The 17008-nt window shown below is 65.5% G+C and carries 14 protein-coding genes; 6 read left to right on the forward strand and 8 right to left on the reverse strand.

The features are described from left to right. Together D2T30_RS07260 and D2T30_RS07265 are read right to left on the reverse strand one after the other, a co-directional pair. The gene (locus D2T30_RS07260; RefSeq protein WP_128208329.1) at positions 1-1503 is read right to left on the reverse strand and encodes a 4-hydroxyphenylacetate 3-hydroxylase N-terminal domain-containing protein; all 1503 of its coding nucleotides are present in this window, start codon (positions 1501-1503) and stop codon (positions 1-3) included. Positions 1504-1926: 423 nt separating this feature from the next. After that, entirely contained in the window at positions 1927-2343 is a 417-nt protein-coding gene (locus D2T30_RS07265) for a hypothetical protein (RefSeq protein WP_128208330.1), read from the reverse strand. An 85-nt stretch (positions 2344-2428) separates the two neighbouring features. Here D2T30_RS07265 and D2T30_RS07270 point away from each other — a divergent pair, with 85 nt between their 5' ends. The 4 genes from D2T30_RS07270 (at position 2429) to D2T30_RS07285 (ending at position 7320) form a co-directional block, all read left to right on the forward strand. After that, positions 2429-3463: a putative B6 ABC transporter substrate-binding protein gene (locus tag D2T30_RS07270; RefSeq protein ID WP_128208331.1), complete on the forward strand. Its 1035-nt coding sequence runs from the start codon at positions 2429-2431 to the stop codon at positions 3461-3463. Between the two features lie 108 nt (positions 3464-3571). Continuing rightward, positions 3572-5107: a putative B6 ABC transporter ATP-binding protein gene (locus tag D2T30_RS07275; protein ID WP_128208332.1), complete on the forward strand. Its 1536-nt coding sequence runs from the start codon at positions 3572-3574 to the stop codon at positions 5105-5107. A gap of 196 nt (positions 5108-5303) precedes the next feature. Further along, complete coding sequence (locus D2T30_RS07280; protein ID WP_128208333.1) at positions 5304-6383, forward strand: putative B6 ABC transporter permease subunit 2; 1080 nt, start codon at positions 5304-5306, stop codon at positions 6381-6383. Position 6384: 1 nt separating this feature from the next. Beyond that, positions 6385-7320: a putative B6 ABC transporter permease subunit 1 gene (locus tag D2T30_RS07285; protein ID WP_128208334.1), complete on the forward strand. Its 936-nt coding sequence runs from the start codon at positions 6385-6387 to the stop codon at positions 7318-7320. Here the strand turns inward: D2T30_RS07285 and D2T30_RS07290 are convergent. Genes D2T30_RS07290 through D2T30_RS07310 form a run of 5 tightly spaced genes read right to left on the reverse strand, consistent with a single transcriptional unit; the run spans position 7299 to position 12140 of the window. After that, on the reverse strand, positions 7299-8273 hold the full coding sequence (locus tag D2T30_RS07290; RefSeq protein WP_128183497.1) for a DUF707 domain-containing protein: 975 nt from the start codon (positions 8271-8273) through the stop codon (positions 7299-7301). The two genes, D2T30_RS07285 and D2T30_RS07290, sit on opposite strands and share 22 nt — an antisense overlap. A 21-nt stretch (positions 8274-8294) precedes the next feature. Continuing rightward, on the reverse strand, positions 8295-8873 hold the full coding sequence (rfbC, locus tag D2T30_RS07295) for a dTDP-4-dehydrorhamnose 3,5-epimerase (RefSeq protein ID WP_128208335.1): 579 nt from the start codon (positions 8871-8873) through the stop codon (positions 8295-8297). Then, complete coding sequence (locus tag D2T30_RS07300) at positions 8870-10213, reverse strand: NAD(P)H-dependent oxidoreductase (protein WP_128208336.1); 1344 nt, start codon at positions 10211-10213, stop codon at positions 8870-8872. The genes rfbC and D2T30_RS07300 overlap by 4 nt, the downstream gene beginning before the upstream one ends. Before the next feature lie 30 nt (positions 10214-10243). Next, entirely contained in the window at positions 10244-11023 is a 780-nt protein-coding gene (gene rfbF / locus D2T30_RS07305; protein WP_128183503.1) for a glucose-1-phosphate cytidylyltransferase, read from the reverse strand. A gap of 19 nt (positions 11024-11042) precedes the next feature. Further along, positions 11043-12140 (reverse strand): NAD-dependent epimerase/dehydratase family protein, encoded by a 1098-nt coding sequence (locus D2T30_RS07310; protein WP_128208337.1) that lies wholly within the window; start codon positions 12138-12140, stop codon positions 11043-11045. Positions 12141-12758: 618 nt separating this feature from the next. Between D2T30_RS07310 and D2T30_RS07315 the strand changes: the two genes are divergently transcribed. After that, positions 12759-14021, forward strand: coding sequence for a polysaccharide biosynthesis/export family protein (locus D2T30_RS07315; RefSeq protein WP_164884243.1), 1263 nt, complete (start codon positions 12759-12761; stop codon positions 14019-14021). Here D2T30_RS07315 and D2T30_RS07320 read toward each other — a convergent pair whose 3' ends face one another. Further along, on the reverse strand, positions 14022-15464 hold the full coding sequence (locus D2T30_RS07320) for a lipopolysaccharide biosynthesis protein (protein WP_128208339.1): 1443 nt from the start codon (positions 15462-15464) through the stop codon (positions 14022-14024). A 657-nt stretch (positions 15465-16121) separates the two neighbouring features. Between D2T30_RS07320 and D2T30_RS07325 the strand changes: the two genes are divergently transcribed. Continuing rightward, positions 16122-16931: a sugar transferase gene (locus D2T30_RS07325; RefSeq protein ID WP_128208340.1), complete on the forward strand. Its 810-nt coding sequence runs from the start codon at positions 16122-16124 to the stop codon at positions 16929-16931. Positions 16932-17008: the final 77 nt, after the last annotated feature.

Below are 17008 nucleotides of genomic sequence, written 5' to 3' on the forward strand. Positions count from 1 at the left end.
TTACCAGTCCATCCCGGCCAGCGTCTTGACCTGATCGACGAATTTCGTCCGGTCCACCTCGTCATGCAGTCTCGCGCGCAGGCGCGGCGCGGGGCTGGAATTGACGTTCTCGAACAGCGCCACACGACCGGCGAGCGCGCCGCTCGTCATGTCCCAGATGAAGTTCATCAGGTGTTCCTTCTGCATCGCCGAAACGCCATGACCGGGCAGCAGGTCGTTCAGGTAATGGCCGATGTCCGGGTTGCCGAAGGCGCTCTGGCCAAAGCGCATGACCAGCCCCTGACCGCACAGCTCCTGCAGGATATGGATGATGCGCGGATATTCCTGAATCGAGTAGAGCCGCCCCGCCGTCAGCATCCCCACATCCGGGGTCAGGACGCCCGCCTCGGTATAGGTGGCCTTGGCCTCGGCCGCGGTGACAAAGGCGCGCAGGGTCTGCTGATACTGCACCAGCTCGCCCAGCATCTGCTGCACCGCGGGGATCTTGCCGGTGCCCAGCACGTCGAGCACCATCTGCCCGGCGCCGACGAAAAGCTCGGATTTCACCGCAAGCCGCGTCAGCACGTGCCAGTGGGCAAAGACGCAGACCGGCCCATACCACGACATTCCGTCCGGATCGCCAAGGTTGAAGATCCGGTCCTTCGGCACGAAAACATTGTCGAAGACGATGAACTGGTCGGCCTCTTCGCCCATCGAGGCAACCGGATGGTCGAACTTGCTGGCCTCGGGTTGGGACACCATCTCGCGCGAGATCATGGTGATCCCCTCGGCGGCGATCGGCACGGCGCCCCAGACGCAGGCCTCGGGCGGGGTGGTGGCGAGCCCGCCGAGATTGGTGAAGAAGATGTCGTTCGCCTGCGCCGCGATCGAGCCCACGGTCTTGGCGCCCGAAACGTAGATCCCGTCCTTCGTCACCTTCTTCACACGCAGGAAGGCGGCTTCGGCGGCCTTGGGGTTGGACCGGTCGGTCTGCGGCCCGGCCAGGCTTTCCGAGGCGGTCAGGTTGTTCTGCCGCCCGTATTCCATATAAGCCTCGATATTCGCGGCGAAATCGGGATCGCAGCCCTCGATCATCGACTTCTTTTTCCGGAACGTCGGCAGATAGGCCATCAGCCCCGCGACGATCCCGGGCGCGAGGTCGGAGGGACGGCCAAAGGTGCCCCCGGTCTTCAGCGAGGAATATTCGATGATCTTGCGCCGGTCGGTCAGCTCCGCGGGGCTGCGCGGCACCTGCCAGGCGCGGCTGGACAGCTCGCCCGTGGCGGGATCGGTGAAGGTGGTGGCATCGGCGAATTCGGGCCTGAACTGATCGTCGAAGGTCTCGGCCATCAGTTCCGCCCCCTTGGCGAGGCCGGGTTCGTCGAACACCGTGTCGAGCCTGCGCCCGCCAAGATAGATCCGCCGCCCGTCGCGGAGCGATGCGAGAAATTCCGCCCCGGTCTTCAGCCGGCTGACCGGCTTTCCCGCCGGATGGGGCGATGCCGCCGCGTGCTGCGATGTCATGCTGTTCTCCTGAAAATCTGGGCGGGACAGGCCGCCGAACGAAACCACGAGGGTGCGGCAGGCCCGCCGCGATCATCGGAATCAGGTAAACAGCACGACCAATAGCGCGCAACCAAAAACAATGGTTGCAAACTGATTCCGGCAGGATTGCCGATTTTTCAGGCAGCAGCCCGGGGGATTTCCACAGATAAATCTTCGTAATCAGGCAATAATTTCGACTTTTCGTCGGAATCTGCGCAAATTTTGAACAGAGGCGCCGTCCCCCAAGGGGAAAGGCGTCAGCGGGTCATTTTCAACCATTTAATCGGTTGCATTGTGTTGACGACCAAATGACGCCCGATATGGTTGACCCGCCGCATCACACCTGCCGCAGAGCCCGACATGATCCAGTCCCCGCCCCATCCGATCCGGACCGGCGCCGCCTCAGCGGCAATCGGTGGCGGTCTCCTGCGCGGCGCAGCGCAGGATGGGCGCGGTGGCGACCGCCCCGCCCCGCCGCGCAAGGTCGATTTCATGGCGCGTTTCCCAGGACCGGCCATCGAGCCCGCACCACAGCCGCTCGACCGGCATCCGGTCCTGCGCCTCGTTCATCAGATAGACGGCGCCCGTGGCGGCGTCGGACCACAGGGTGAAGCCACCTTGCGCCTGCGGCGCGATGGTGGCCAGATGGTCGGAATACCAATGCGCCAGCTTCACATCGCAGGACAGAACGGTGGCGCCGGTGTTTTCCACGGCGTAATCCAGAGGCGAAAGCCCCTCGGTGCCCTTGCGGTGGTCGCTGTCGGCAAGGGCCGCGGAGGCGGCGGCGGAAACCATGGCTGCGAAAGCGAGGGCTTTCATCGTGACCCATCCCCATTCGGTTGATCCGGGGCGAAATCGGCAACCGACGCATGCGAATGTCAACAACCAAACAGGGAGCCAGAAGATGACGAATGGAAAAGTGAAGGGCCTTGCCCGCCTTCTGGGCGGCGCGGCCCTGGCACTGGCGATCGGCGGGGCGGCGGGGGCGGCGGACCTGACCTCGATCGCCATCCTGACGCCGGAACAGGGCACGGATTACGGCTGGAACCAGCAGGGCATCGAAGGCGCCAAGGCCGCGGGGGCCGCCGCCGGGGTCGAGGTGATCGTGGCCGAGAACCTTGGATACGGCGACGTGCGCCCGACGCTTCAGGAACTGGCCGAGGATGGCGCGGGCCTGCTGATCGCCCATGCGAGCGGCTACAACACCGCGGCGCCCGAGGTCGGCGCGCAATACGACGTTCCGGTGGCGGTGGTCGACACGCCGCAATCGCTGAAGGAAGGGGCGGTGGCGGATTATACCGCCTCGGGCCACCAGGGGGCCTATCTCGCGGGCGTGCTGGCGGCGAAGATGACGCGCACCGGCACCGTCGGCATCGTCGTTTCGGGCGAGCCGCCGTCGTGGAACGCGCAGTCGACGGCCTTCGCCGAGGGCGTGAAGGCGACGCAGCCCGATACGGTGATCCGCTACGCGGTGATCGGCCCGGCGGCCTATTCCGACGCGGCGGGCGGCAAGCGCGTGACCGAATCGCTGATCGCCGCGGGCGCCGACATCATCTTTGGCCAAGGGAACGGATCGTCCTTCGGCATGTTGCAGGCGGTCGAGACCACCAAGGCCACCGATGGCGGCAAGGTGCTGTTCATCGACGTGATCGGCGACAAGACCCCGATCGACAAGGGCTTCCTGCTGTCCTCGGTGCTGTGGAACCTTGAACCCGTCTATGCGGGGATGATCGCCGATGTGAAGGCGGGCATCTACGGCACGCACAACTACGACATCAACCTGAAGGACGGCTCGGTCGATCTGCTGAAGACCGCGAATATCCCCGATGACATCTGGACCGAGGTGCAGGCGGTCCGGCAGGATATCATCGACGGCAAGATCACCGTGACGCCGAAATACGATGCGGCTTCGGTGCACGCGCTGGTCACCGGGAACTGAGGCGGATGGGAAGCGAGGGGGCCAGCCCCCTCGCGCGTTCCGCGCTCACCCCCGGGATATTTGTGGAAAGATGAAAGCCAGAAGGGCTCCGGCGTGAAGGAGAAACAGATGGCCGATCCGGCGCCGATCATCCGGCTGCGGGGGGTGACGAAGCGCTATCCGGGCATCGTCGCCAACGACAGCATCGACATGGAGTTCCGGCAGGGCGAGGTCCATGTCCTGCTGGGCGAGAACGGCGCGGGCAAATCGACGCTGGTGAGCATGCTGGCCGGTCTGCAACAGCCCGACGAGGGCGTGATCGAGGTGGAGGGCGTGCCCACGGCGCTGTCCTCGCCCGAGCGCGCGCTGGAACTGGGCATCAGCACGGTGTTCCAGCATTCGATGCTGGTGCCGACGCTGACGCTGGCGGAGAATGCGGCGCTTGGCGGGCGCTGGTGGCGGAACCCGGACCGGCGCGGGCATGAGGCGCGGATGGCCGAAACCGCCGCGCGGATCGGGGTGGTGCTGACGCCCTCGGCCCTGACCGGAAGCCTGTCGCTTGGCGAGCGCCAGCAGGCGGAGATCGTGCGCGCGCTGATGCGGGGGGCGCGGTTCCTGATCCTCGACGAGGCGACGGCGATGCTGACCCCGCATGACGCGGCGGGGTTGGGGCAGTTGATGCGGCGGCTGGCCTCGGAAGGGGTCGCGGTGGTGTTCATCACCCACAAGCTGAACGAGGCGATCGAATATGGCGACCGGGTCAGCGTGCTGCGCCTTGGCCGCAAGGTCGGCGGTATCGCGCCCGAAGAGATGCGCGCCCTGACCCCCCGCGCCGCGACGGAGCGGATCGTGCATCTGATGTTCGGCGCGCAGGATGCGGCGGTGGCGGCGGTGGCCCCGCCCCCGGTCGGGGCGGATGCGCCGGTGGTTCTGGAATGCCTCGCCCTGCATGTCGCGGATGCGACGGTCCCGGTCAGCGCCATCAACCTGACCGTGGCGGCGGCGGAGATCCTTGGCATCGCCGGGATCGACGGCAACGGGCAGAAGGAACTGGCCGAGGCGATCGCCGGCCAGCGCCCGATCAGCAGCGGGCGGATCCGGCTGGATGGCGCCTTCATCGACGGGCTCGATGTCGGCGGGCGCCGCCGCGCGGGGTTGCGCTACGTGACGGACGACCGGCTGGGCGAGGGCACGGTGGGCGGCTTTCCCGTCTCGATCAACCTGCTGCTCAAGCAGATCGGCGATCCGCCCTTCTGGCAGGGCGGGATCGAGCGCCCGGCGAAGATCGACGAAAACGCCCGCGCGCTGGTGAAGGCCTTCGACATCCGCACGCCCTCGATCCACACGCCCGCGGGCAAACTGTCGGGCGGCAATATCCAGAAGCTGCTGCTGGCGCGCGAGCTGACCGGCAGCGCGCGGGCGGTGATCTTTGCCAAACCGACCTACGGGCTGGATCTGCAGAACATCGCCGCCACCCGCCGTCGCATCCGCGAGGCCGCCGGGCGGGGCTGCGCGGCGATCGTGATCTCGACCGAGCTGGACGAACTGCTGGAACTCGCGCATCGCATCGCGGTGATGTCGCAGGGCCGGATCGTCGGCGTCGTGCCGAACGATGCCGATGCCCGCCGCCGCATCGGCGAATTGATGAGCGGGGTCGCCGCATGACTCTCCCCCGCTTCCTCAAGGTCCTTCCGGCGCCCTCTTTCCCCTCGCACCCCCGCAAGCGGAATCGTGACCTGCTTTCGTGTTTCCATAAATATCCCGGGGGTGAGCCGGCCCGGCCGGCGAGGGGGCAGCGCCCCCTCTGCGCGCCCGCCGTCGGCGATCCGGTCCGCATTCAGGCAAGACGAGGAGGTTCCGCATGACCACGGAAACCACCAACCTGACCTCGGGGGGGCTGCCGCCCCGCCTGCGGGCGGCGCTGGCGACGGCGGGGCTGTCGCTTGGGCCGATGATCGGGGCTTTCGTGCTGTCGGGGCTGGTGCTGCTGCTGATGAAGGTCAATCCGTTCGACTATTACGGCTATGTGTTCCAGCGCGGGCTGCTGTCGCCCTCGGGCGTGCAGGCGACGCTGACGCGGATGGGACCGCTGCTGCTGCTGGCGGCGAGCCTTATCGTCGCCTTCCGGGCGGGGCTATGGAATCTTGGCGGCGATGCGCAATTCCTGATGGGGGCGGTCTTCGTCGCCGCATGGGCGCCCCTGATGGTGCAGCACCTGCCGGTCTGGCTGGTGCTGGTGCTGTCGATGCTGGTCTCGGTGGTCATCGGCGCGATCTGGGGCCTGCTGCCCGCGATCCTGCGCGCCTATCAGGGGATCAACGAGATCATCACCACGCTGATGATGAATTTCCTCGGCATCTCGCTGTCCTCGGCGCTGGTGAAGCTGGTCTTTGCCGATCCCGACACCACCGTGCCGCAGACCCGGACCCTGCCGGTCGGGGACCGGCTGCCGGTGCTGTTCGGCTCGAACGTCTCAAGCGGGCTGGTGATCGGGCTGGTGGTGATCCTTGCGGTCCACTGGATGATGACGCGCACGGCCTTTGGGCTGAAGCTGCGGGTCGTCGGCGCGAACCCGGAGGCCGCGACCCATGCCGGGCTGTCCGTGCCAAAGCTGACCCTTGCGGTCTTTGCCATCTCGGCCGGGCTTGGCGGGCTTGCCGGGGCGGTGGCGATCCTTGGCCAGTATGGCAATGTCCGCGCCGACTGGAACCCCGCCTATGCCTTCACCATCGTGCCGCTGGTCTTTCTGGCGCGGTTCAACGGCTACGCGGCGATCGGCTATGTGTTCCTGTTCTCGGCGCTTGGCATCGGGTCCGAAAGTGCCGCGCGCCGGCTGGACGTGCCGAACTATTTCACGCTGGTCACGGTGGCGCTGCTTCTGGTGCTGCTGGCCGTCACCGAAAGATGGGCCGCGCTCCGCCGCGCCCGGAAAGGGGTCTGAGATGTCCGGCCTGTTCACCGACGCCTTCATCATCGCGCTGCTGGCCGGGGTCGTCGCCGCCACGGTGCCGCTGCTGCTTGCCGGTCTGGGCGAGCAGATTTCCGAAAAGGCCGGGGTGCTGAACATCGGCATCGAGGGGATGATGCTGATGGGCGCCTATGGCGGCTTTTACGTCGCATGGGCAAGCGGGAACCTCTGGCTCGGCTTTCTGGGGGGCGGGATCGGCGGCATGGTCGTCGGCGCGCTGATGGCGCTGTTCTGCGTGCGGATGGGGCTGAACCAGATCGTCGTCGGCATCGCGCTGACACTGGGGGCCGAGGGGGTGACGGCGCTCTTGCATTACGAGCAGTTTTCGAGGCTCTACCCGAGGCTGTCGGTGATGGCGCCGCTGCCCATTCCCGGCCTGTCGCAGATCCCCATCGTGGGCCCGGCGCTGTTCACCCGCGAACCCGTGGTCTATCTGGCCTTCGCGCTGGTGCCGCTGTTCGTCTGGCTGTTCCGCCGCACGCAGCTGGGGCTGATGTTGCAGGCCGCCGGGGACAAGCCCGCGGCGCTGGACACCGCCGGGGTGAGCGTGCTGAAGATCCGCACCATCGCCGTGCTGGCGACAGGGCTGCTGGTGGGGTTCGGCGGGGCCTTCCTGTCGATCGTCGCGGCGGGGGTCTTCGTCCCTTTCATGACGCATGGGAACGGCTTCATCGGCATCGTGCTGGCCATGCTGGCGCGCGGCCGGCCGACATGGGTGATGGGCGGGGCGCTGGTCTTTGGCACCTGCCTGTCGGCCACCACGGCCTTGCAGGTCGCGGGGGTGGATGTGCCCACGGACATCATCCAGATGCTGCCCTTCGTCGCGGTCATGGCGGTGCTGCTGGTCGCGGGGCGCAAGGCGCGCCTGCCCGCCGCTTTGGGCGCGGCCTATGTGCGCGGCGAACGCTGAACCTGTTGCGGGCGCCGCATCCCAAGCCCGATCCGCGCCATGTCAGTGCCCGGCCGCGCGCGGAGCTGTTCCGGCCGATAGGAGGCCTGCGTGAATGCGCGCAGCAAAAGCCCGGCGCTCGACCGTGCCGCGGCCATGCGTTTCTTCGACCGCATCCCCACCGCCAGCAGCCCGGCCCCGTTCAGCAGCCGCGCCGCCACCGGGCCGACCCGCCAGCCGTTCGCCAGATAGCCGCCATAGATCTGCATCCCGTGTGGCATGTTCTCGAAACTCGACGAGATCTTGTGGATTTCCTCGCGCGGATCGATCCCCTCGGCGTAGGAGCTGTAGAGCGGCCCGGAATACAGCGGCCTTGTATGCGTCATCGGCACCGCATCGACGATGGCGGCGCGGTAGGCCGGGTCCTCCATCAGCGTCGCCCAGACCAGATCGGTGCCCCAGCCGGTGAAATGCCGCTCGAACATCGGCAGCAGCCGGCGCAGGTAGCAGGACTTCAGGCAGCAGGCCATCGATTCCAGAAAGGTGCTGTAGCGCAGCCGGAACCCCGGTATCCGCAGCAGGATCGGATAGGAGATGTAGCTTTCGGGCGTCATCGCCGGCTGCGCGATGGTCAGGTCGTAGGCGACGGCGATCTCGAACAGGCGGTTGATGTCGCCCGCCTTCATCAGCAGATCGTCATCGGGCAGCATGATGTAGTCGTAACGGTCCAGCAATTCCGGCCGGGCACGGAAATGCCGGGCGATACTGTCCCATTTGGTGCCGTGGTCGAAGACCGTGGGCAGATCCTCATCGGGGCAGTTCGCCGGATCCTTGGCGTAGGAATTGAGCTGAAGGTCCCAGTTGCGCCGGACCGAGGTATCGGCGGTCCAGCTTTTGTGCAGCGACTTGTCCCCGCATCGGCCAAGGACAAGAAAGCGGCGCGTCGGCGGCCGCAGGGAAGGATCCTGTTGCATAGGGGCGCTCCGATCCGGCGGTCAGGCGACGCCGGCGCGTTCGGGCGTCGCCCCGAATACCGCGGGCGTATCGGGTTGCAGCAGCGGCCATGCGGCATCCTTGGGCGACAGGCTGACCACCGGCAGCGGCCAGTCGATGCCAAGGGCCGGGTCGTCGTGGCGCAGGCCGCCCTCGGCCGCGGGCGCATAGGCGGCGCTGACGGCGTAGAAGACCTCGCAATCCTCGGTCAGGGTCTGGAAGCCGTGGGCAAAGCCCTCGGGCACGAAGAGCATGTGGTGGTTGTCGGCGGTCAGCTCGAACCCCTCATGCTGCATGTAGCTGGGCGAATCGGCGCGCAGATCGACGATCACGTCGAGGATGCGCCCCCGCGTGCAGCGGACGAGCTTTGCCTCCACATCCTTGCCGCGCTGGAAATGCATCCCCCGCACCGTGCCCTTCTGCGCCGAGACGGACATGTTGTGCTGCACGAAATCGGATTTGATCCCGTGGCGGTCGAATTCCTCGCGGCACATCATCCGGGCGAAGAAGCCGCGGTCGTCGCCGCGCGGTTCCGGCTCGATCAGCCAGGCGTCCTTGAGCGTGGTTTCGTGGAAGATCATGCCACGTCCTCCTGCACGGGGGCGGAAAACATCGCCTCCTGCTCCGCATGGAGCGTGTCGATCAGCCGCCCGGCGGGGCGGTCCACATCGGCGAAGGTGATGGGCGTGTCCTTGGCGATGGGCTTGTTGACCTTGCCGCCGATGGCAAGGCCAAGCGGGATCAGATCGTCGGCCCGCATCACCTCGATGTTCTCGAGCATGCCGTAGCATTCGAAACCGCCCAGCTCGGCGATGGTTTCGCCGGGTTGCAGATCCTTCTTGGCGACGGCCACCACGCCCACCGTCGGCGCGCCCGAGGGCGCCAGCACCGCATCGCCGAACAGCACCGCGCGCGCGATGGAGGACGGCACCTCGAAATGGCACAGGTGATAGGGGACGTAGAACAGGTAATAGGGTCCGGGGCCGAGCTTGTAATAGGCAAGCTGGTGCTGCTGCACCGGATCGTCGATCATGCCGAGCACGAAGACACCGGGGTTGGGCCGCGCGCCGATGACGTAATCGACGATGCCCGTCGCCCCTGCGGCCAGATGTTCATCGAGCACCGGGAACAGCGCCTTGACCGCCTCGTCCAGCGGCACCAGCGGCGCATAGGGATCCCCGCCCGAGAAGTCCGGCCCGGTCATGCCGCGCCTGGCCACGCGCCAGCCGCGGCTGTTCGCCATCAACGCCTGTTCGATCGAAATCTTGGTCCCATCGGCGAAAGACGCGGCGGTCGAGGGCAGCATCCCCCATTTCGCCGCGAAGGAGACCTGCGTTTCCGGGTTGCGATAGGGATCGTGCAGCCCCTTGATGCTGCCTGCCAGAACCGGACGCACGCCGATCCCCTCGACAAAGCGCAGAAGGTTGCCCGCGACGCCCGGCTGATCGCCGTCGCCCGCCGTATAGGTCAACCCCATCGCATCGGCCTTGGCCTTCAGCACCGGGCCGATGGTCGCGTCGAGTTCGGCGTTGACGAGGATCGGATGCTTGCCGCCCTCGATCGCCGCCAGTACCGCATGGGCGGAAAATTCCAGCGCGCCGGTCGATTCGACCACCGCGTCGATCCCCTCGGCCGGGCCGAACAGCGTCGGATCGGTGGTGACCGCACGGCCGCCCGCGGCGATGGTTTCGGTGATCTGCTGCGGCGTCGTGCACCATGTGGGCGTCAGGCCCAGATCGCTGAACACCGTTTCGGCGTTGCCCCGGCTGCGGTTCGCCACGGCGACGACGCGCATTCCCGGTGTGGACTTCTCGATCGAGCGCGCCAGCGCCCGCGCCTGCATCCCCGCGCCGACGATGGCGACGGAGATCACCCTGCCTTCGGCCTCGAGCTTGCGCAGCGCATTATCGACGATGATCATGTATCTTTTCTCCGCTGAATTGCTGTCGCGTCAGTCGTTCCAGACCTTCCAGGGCGGCGCGCCGCCGGCCCAGTGGTTTTCCAGCACCTGCTTGTCGCGCAGGGTGTCCATGCTCTGCCAGAAGCCGTCGTGGACATAGCTGGCAAGTTTGCCCCGGTCGATCAGCCGGGCCATCGGCTCGGCCTCCCAGGTGGTGGTGTCGTCGTCGATCAGGTCGAAGATCTCGGGCTCGCAGACGAAGAAGCCGCCGTTGATCAGCCCCCCGTCCCCTGCCCGCTTTTCGCCGAAACCGCGGACCGCGTGGCTTTCATGGTCAAGATCCAGCACCCCGTAGCGGCCCGGCTGCACCACCGCCGTCAGCGTGCACCACGCCCGCGTGTCGCGGTGATGGCGGATCGTGTCGGGAATGTTCACGTTCGACACCCCATCGCCGTAGGTCAGGCAGAAGGTCCCGTCCTGCAGATGTTTCCGCGCCCGCCGGATGCGCCCGCCGGTCAGGGATTCCTTGCCGGTATCCAGAACGGTGACGCGCCAGTCCTCGCCCCGCGCCTCGACCCAGTCGACCTCACCCGTGCCGAGGTCGATGGTGAAATCGCTGCGCGAGGAACGGTAGCGCAGGAAATAATCCCGGATGAAATCGACCTTGTAGCCGCCGAGGATGACGAAGTCCTTCATCCCGTAGTGGGAATAGATCTTCATGATATGCCACAGGATCGGATGCCCGCCGATCTCTGCCATCGGCTTCGGGCGGATCTGCGTCTCTTCGCTGAGGCGGGTTCCGAAACCACCCGCCAGAATCGCTACTTTCATGGAACACCACCACTGACTGTTACGCTTGCATCGCCATCCGGGGTTGCGCTTCGCCGCCCCCGTCCCGCCGGGCCGCGCCCTGCCAGACCAGCGTATCGTCGAGCCGCCCGGCGGCCATATGCGCCTCCAGCACCTTCAGGCGGATCATCTGCGAATTGCGGAAATCCGCGTCGTGGAACTGCATCCCGGTCAGCCCGTCCTTCAGCGCCGCGATGGACTGGGCCAGCGTCACCTGCGGCTGATGATCCGGGGCGAGGCTGCGGTAGAGGCTGAAGTCCACCTGATACGACCGGCTGTCGGCCGGGGCGTCGGTGTTGATGCTGACATCGGTGCCCGGCAGCGCGCCGGCCACCGCCTCGGCCAGTTGACGGACCTGATAGTTGCGGTCCTCGCTGCCGACGTTCACCGCCAGATAGCGGCCGCCCGCCGAGGGATCGCGGCTGATCGCCCAGTCGATGGCGCGGGCCATGTCCTCGGTGTCGATCAGCGGCCGCCACGGCGTGCCGTCCGACAGGACGGTGATCCGCCCGGTCGCCAGCGCCGAGGCGACGAAATCGTTCAGCACCAGATCCAGCCGCAGCCGATCCGACATGCCGCAGGCCGTGGCGAAGCGCAGGCAACTGACGGTCATGTCGCCGTTCAGCCCGGCCAGCGCCCGTTCGGTGCCGATCTTCGATCGCGCATAGGCGGTGATCGGGTTGAGGGGATCGTCCTCCTTGCGCGGGCCGCCCTCGGCGATGCCGTAGACGCTGCAGCTTGAGGCGAAGACGAAATGGCCGACCCCCGCCGCCGCCGCCGCCTTGGCGAGGCTGATGGAGGAGGTCTGGTTGATTTCCTCGGTGATCCGCTCGAACCGATGCCCCATCGGGTCGTTCGAGATCGCGGCGAGCTGCACCACCGCGTCATAGCCCGCGAGCATCTCGGCGGGCAGATCGCGCACATCGCCGAAGAACTGCGCATCGAGTGCCGTCTCCGGCAGTCGTGCGGCGCCGGTCAGGCAATGGGCGAAATAGCCCGCATCGTAGCCGTGCAGAACGGCATCCGGATGCGCCTCGCGCAGGAATTTCGAAACGGTCGAGCCGACATAGCCCATGTTACCAGTAACAAGAACGCGCACATCAAACCTTTCACATGCGGCCCCATGAGGAGGCGGCCGCTAAACTCGTTACACAAAACAGAAGCATCCAGTGGGAGAATGTTTTCCCCGGATGGCGTCGTTGTCTGCGTCCGGATCTTCCGGACTATTCGGTTCAATATCCGGATCGGATCCCTACGAGAAACCGGATGAACGGATCGGGCGCAGAATCACGTCGGATATGCTTGCTGATGCCGAAGCATGGCACGGCCCCAATGACCTGTCCACGCAAATTGCACGGAATGAGGGTGGGTCTTTGCAATCGCCAATTCCAATTCGTTCCTCGGGAGAATTCCGCAAAGGAGCAACTTTTCCCGATGAATTGCGACGGGCTATTGCCGGAATGGCGAAGCTCGGGCACAATTGCGCCATTCCGACTATTCGCGCTGCTGCATGACGGAACGGAACAGGCTGATTTGCCCGGGTGGCCTCCCGCCCGTTTTCCGGACGAAACAGCGGCCTCCCGTAACGATCATATGTTTGACAGGTTGTCGCCATGAATTCCGTATCTGCTGCCGTCTCTCCGGGGCAAGGCCTCCGGCCCCCGTCGAGAGACCCGCATTCCTCCGCAACGCCGTGCAGCGCGGGGGGATTCCGGCCATGAAATCCATCGGGGTGATCCTGCTGTCGACAAGCCTCGCGCTTGTCGCCGTGCCCGCATGGGCCGAAGAAGCGTCGCTGTCCGCCCCCTACCTGCTGGGCCCGCAGGACAAGATCATGGTCCGCGTGCATTCGCTGCGCCGCAACACCGGCGAGGCCTATCCGTGGACACCGCTCAACGGCGAATTCTCGGTGGGCGCGGACGGTACCGTGTCGATGCCCATCCTTGGACGGCTGACCGCGGCCGGTGGCACCACCGAGAGTCTGGCCACCGATATCGGCGAGGCGCTGAAGGAAACCGCCAGCCTGTCGGAGACCCCTTCCGTCGCGGTCGAGGTGCTGACCTATCGCCCGTTCTTCATCATGGGGGCGGTACAACAGCCTGGAAAATATGAATTTGAGCCCGGATTGACCGTCTTGCAGGCGATCAGCATCGCGCAGGGTTTCCTGCGTTCGGCCGATGTCGCCGGGATCGAGCGCGAGGTCATCAGCGCGCAGGGCCAGTTGCGAGCGCTTGGCGCGGAACAGATCGGGCTGGAGGCGCAGCTCGTGCGGCTTGGCGCCGAGGCGGAGGCGGCGGAGGAGCTGGTGTTTCCCGCCGATCTGACCGAACGCAGCTATGATCCCCGCGTCGTCACCGCGATGCGCGAGGAAACGCAGCGGTTCCACGCCAACCGCGATGCCGTCACGACCGAGCTGACCGCGATCGAGGATTCGAAAAAGCTGCTGGAAGAGGAACTCGTCTCGCTCGACGAAAAGAACAAGGCGATGGAGCGGCAGTATGAACTGCTCAGCGAACAGGTGCGGCTGAGCACCGAGCTGCGCGACCGTGGCCTGACCCCCGCCACCCGGCAGATCGATGCGGAAAATTCCCGCGTCTCGGTGCAGAGCATCATGCTCGACGTGCAGCTGTCCAAACTCCGCGCGCAGCAGAGCCTGTCCCGCGCCAGCCGCGATGCGGTGGACGTGCAGGCCCGCTACCGCAAGACCGCGCTGGACGATCTGACCGAAACACGGGCGCTGCTGGAACAGAACCACGAAAAGACCGAGACGGCCCGGCAGCTTTTGCAGGCGGCCTCGCTGCGGGGGCAGGAGGCGCTTGGCGTCAACCCCGACCTGCGGCCGATCTTCAGGCTGGTGCGGCAGACAGCGACGGGGCCAAAGACCTCAACCGTCGAGGAAACGGCCGCGTTGCAGCCGGGCGATGTGCTGCAGGTGAACTTCATCGAGGCGCCCGCGCAGGATACGCCCCCCGGCCAGTGATCACAGCCAGCGGTCGTGCAGCGCGAAGTGGCCCGCCGCGCGGCTGAGCCGCATCCCCGTCGCGAACAGCACGGCCGCATAGAACAGCAGCCCCGCGGGCGCGATCAGCAGCATCTCGGCCAGCGCGGGCAGCTCGAGGGGCGCCAGCCCCACGCGCAGCTCCGTCACCATCAGCGCCATCGCCATCGCGGCGACGGCCATCTTCCAGATATTGAGGATCTGCACCCGCAGGGATAGTTGCGCCAGCCTGCGGACATACAACAGATAGACAAGGAACATCCCGCCGGCGATCAACAGCCGCGCGCCCACCACCCCGTCCAGCGACATCAGCCAGAACCCCGAAGGGATCAGCAGGAGCCGCAGCGCCAGCTCGATCAGGCTGATCTTCATCAGTTGCGCGGGCCGGTCCGTCGCGAGGCAAAAGGAATACAGCGTCTGGTAATAGGGGATCGGCAGCACCGTCAGGGCAAGGAATTGCAGCAGGCTCGCGGCAAGGTGCCAGTTCGGGCCAAGCAGCAGCTCGACGATCAGGTCGGCGCTGACGGCGATGCCCGTGCAGACCGGCACCGAGACCAGCATGACGGCGCGCACCGCCTTGAGAAAGGCCAGCCGCATCCGCTCCGCATCGGTGTTGATGCTGGAAAACGCCGCCATGACCGACTGCATCGCCGGCCCGATGAAGCTTTGCGTCGGGAAGATGGACAGGTCGTTGCCCAGCACATACTGGCCGAAAGTGCCCTTGTCGAGGAACCGCCCCAGCAGGATCCGGTCGAATTGTCCGTTCAGCGCCGTGACGATCTGCGCCGCGGTGAACCAGCCCGCGAAGGTCATGAAATCCGACAGCCGCGACAGCGTCAGCCGCGGCGCATAGGGCGCGAGGATATAGGACACCACCATCCCCGCCACCGCCGCCAGCACCGAATTCGCCACGATCGCCCAATATCCACCGCCATGCAGCACGATGGTCACGGCGAAGGCAAAGGCGAAGGTCTTGCCGCTCAGCTCCACGATGAAGGTCTGCAAAAAGCTGATGTCGCGCGCGAAAACGACCATCGCCGGGCTGGCGAGGCCCCTTGCCACCGGGGCTATGGACAGGGCCAGCAGGACGGGCACCAGCCGCATGTCGGAATAGGCCTGCGCGAAGGGCCAGGCGATGGCCACGATCACCAGCGTAACTATCAGACTGCGCAGCAGGTTGATGGTGAACCCGGTATCCAGATGCGACTTGTCGAAGCTCTGCCGCCGCAGCAGGGCCTGCACGATCGGCACCTCCAGCACCATTTCCACGATTGCGATCAGGCTTGCGGCGATGGCGGTGAGGCCAAAGTCGGCCGGGACAAGAATGCGCGCCAGAATGATGAGCGTGACGAAATCGATGAGCCGTCCGACGAAGCGTGACAAGACCAGCCACCCCGCCCCCTTCATCGCCTTCGCTGCGAGCATGCCGTCCCCCGCCCTTTCCGTTCGGGAAGGCGCCGAGGCATCCCGTCCGACACGGATCCGATACGCTAGCTGACCTGTAAACCCGCGTTTTGGCAATCATTTTCCTCACCCGAATGTGATCGGATGTGTGGCGGGTCCGGATCCGGGGCCGGTGCGGCAGCCGCTGCCTCCTTGCCTGACACCGGCGGATGCCGCCCCGGACGGTGGAATGCGCCTGTCCCCGGATGCGCGACGATCCGCGCATAGCCTGTGGAAAACTCGCATGAATCAGCCGATCGTAACACTTGTTGCGATCTTGGCATTGATTCACGAATCACGCCCCCGCGAATCACCCCATAGACGTGCGCTGACCGGGATTTGTCTGAACATATTACGCCCCCAATCCGCCGTTTGGCCGGTTTCCCCCCGCCTGACCAAGAATAATGCGAGAAAAATTTGCATCCGGATGCCGTTGGGTCACCCCGTTAGGAAGTGTTAATAAATAATGACTTGGGGCCATGACTTCACCAAGGGTCAACCGGCTCCGCCTTCGTCCCGGCTGCGGCAGGGCGCACCGCGGCATAAAATCGTTGATCGGAAGCGGTGCTTCTCATATCCTTAAATTGCCTCACTTTTTAACGAGTAATTCCTCATTTGTAGCTTCGAGGAGATGTGTGTATGGACGCGGCGTTGCACCGCGACAGTGGTGAGATTTTCAGGACGAATACCCCTGACATAGTTAAAGACACCACTGCCGCAATTTCTGTTTCCAACTATGATATTGGACCGAATTCGATAATCTCGAATGTTCCGCCCAGTATTACCGATTTCCAGAACATCCGCGAAAATACCGTCGTTGAATCCGAATATGAATCCGGGTTCTATGAAAAGGCGGGCAAGCGGATTTTCGATATATGCGCGGCGGGTTTCATTCTGTTCATGGCCTCGCCCGTCATTCTGGTGCTTTTGCTGATGGCGCGTCGGGACGGAGGCCCGGCGATCTTTCGTCATCATCGCATCGGGCGCGGCGGCGACAGGTTTCATTGCCTGAAAGTCCGTTCCATGGTGATCGATGCGGAACAGCGGCTTGCCGCCATTCTGCATCAGGATCCGGCCGCGGCGGAAGAATGGCGCGAAACGCACAAGCTCACCCACGATCCCCGGGTTACCTGGTTCGGGCGGTTCATCCGCAAGACCAGTCTGGATGAACTGCCGCAGCTTTGGAACGTGATCCGCGGGGAAATGAGCCTCGTCGGCCCGCGGCCCATCGTGTCGGAGGAGATCGCCCGTTACGGCACCGACTTCGACAGCTATGCCCGCGTCAGACCGGGTATCACCGGCCTGTGGCAGGTCAGCGGCCGCAACGACACGACCTATGATGAACGTGTCGCGATGGACGTGGATTACGCCCGTTCCGTTTCGTTTCTGCAGGACCTGAAAATCCTGCTGCTGACGGCGCGCTCCGTCGCGCTGCGGACCGGACGGTGAGCGGAAAACCAACATGCGGGTGCCCCTCGCGGGCACCCGGAAGCAGGCGGCGGCTTCGTGCCGCCGCTCGCATTGTC

The organism is Paenirhodobacter populi, from assembly GCF_004022215.1.
Lineage (GTDB): Bacteria > Pseudomonadota > Alphaproteobacteria > Rhodobacterales > Rhodobacteraceae > Rhodobacter > Rhodobacter populi.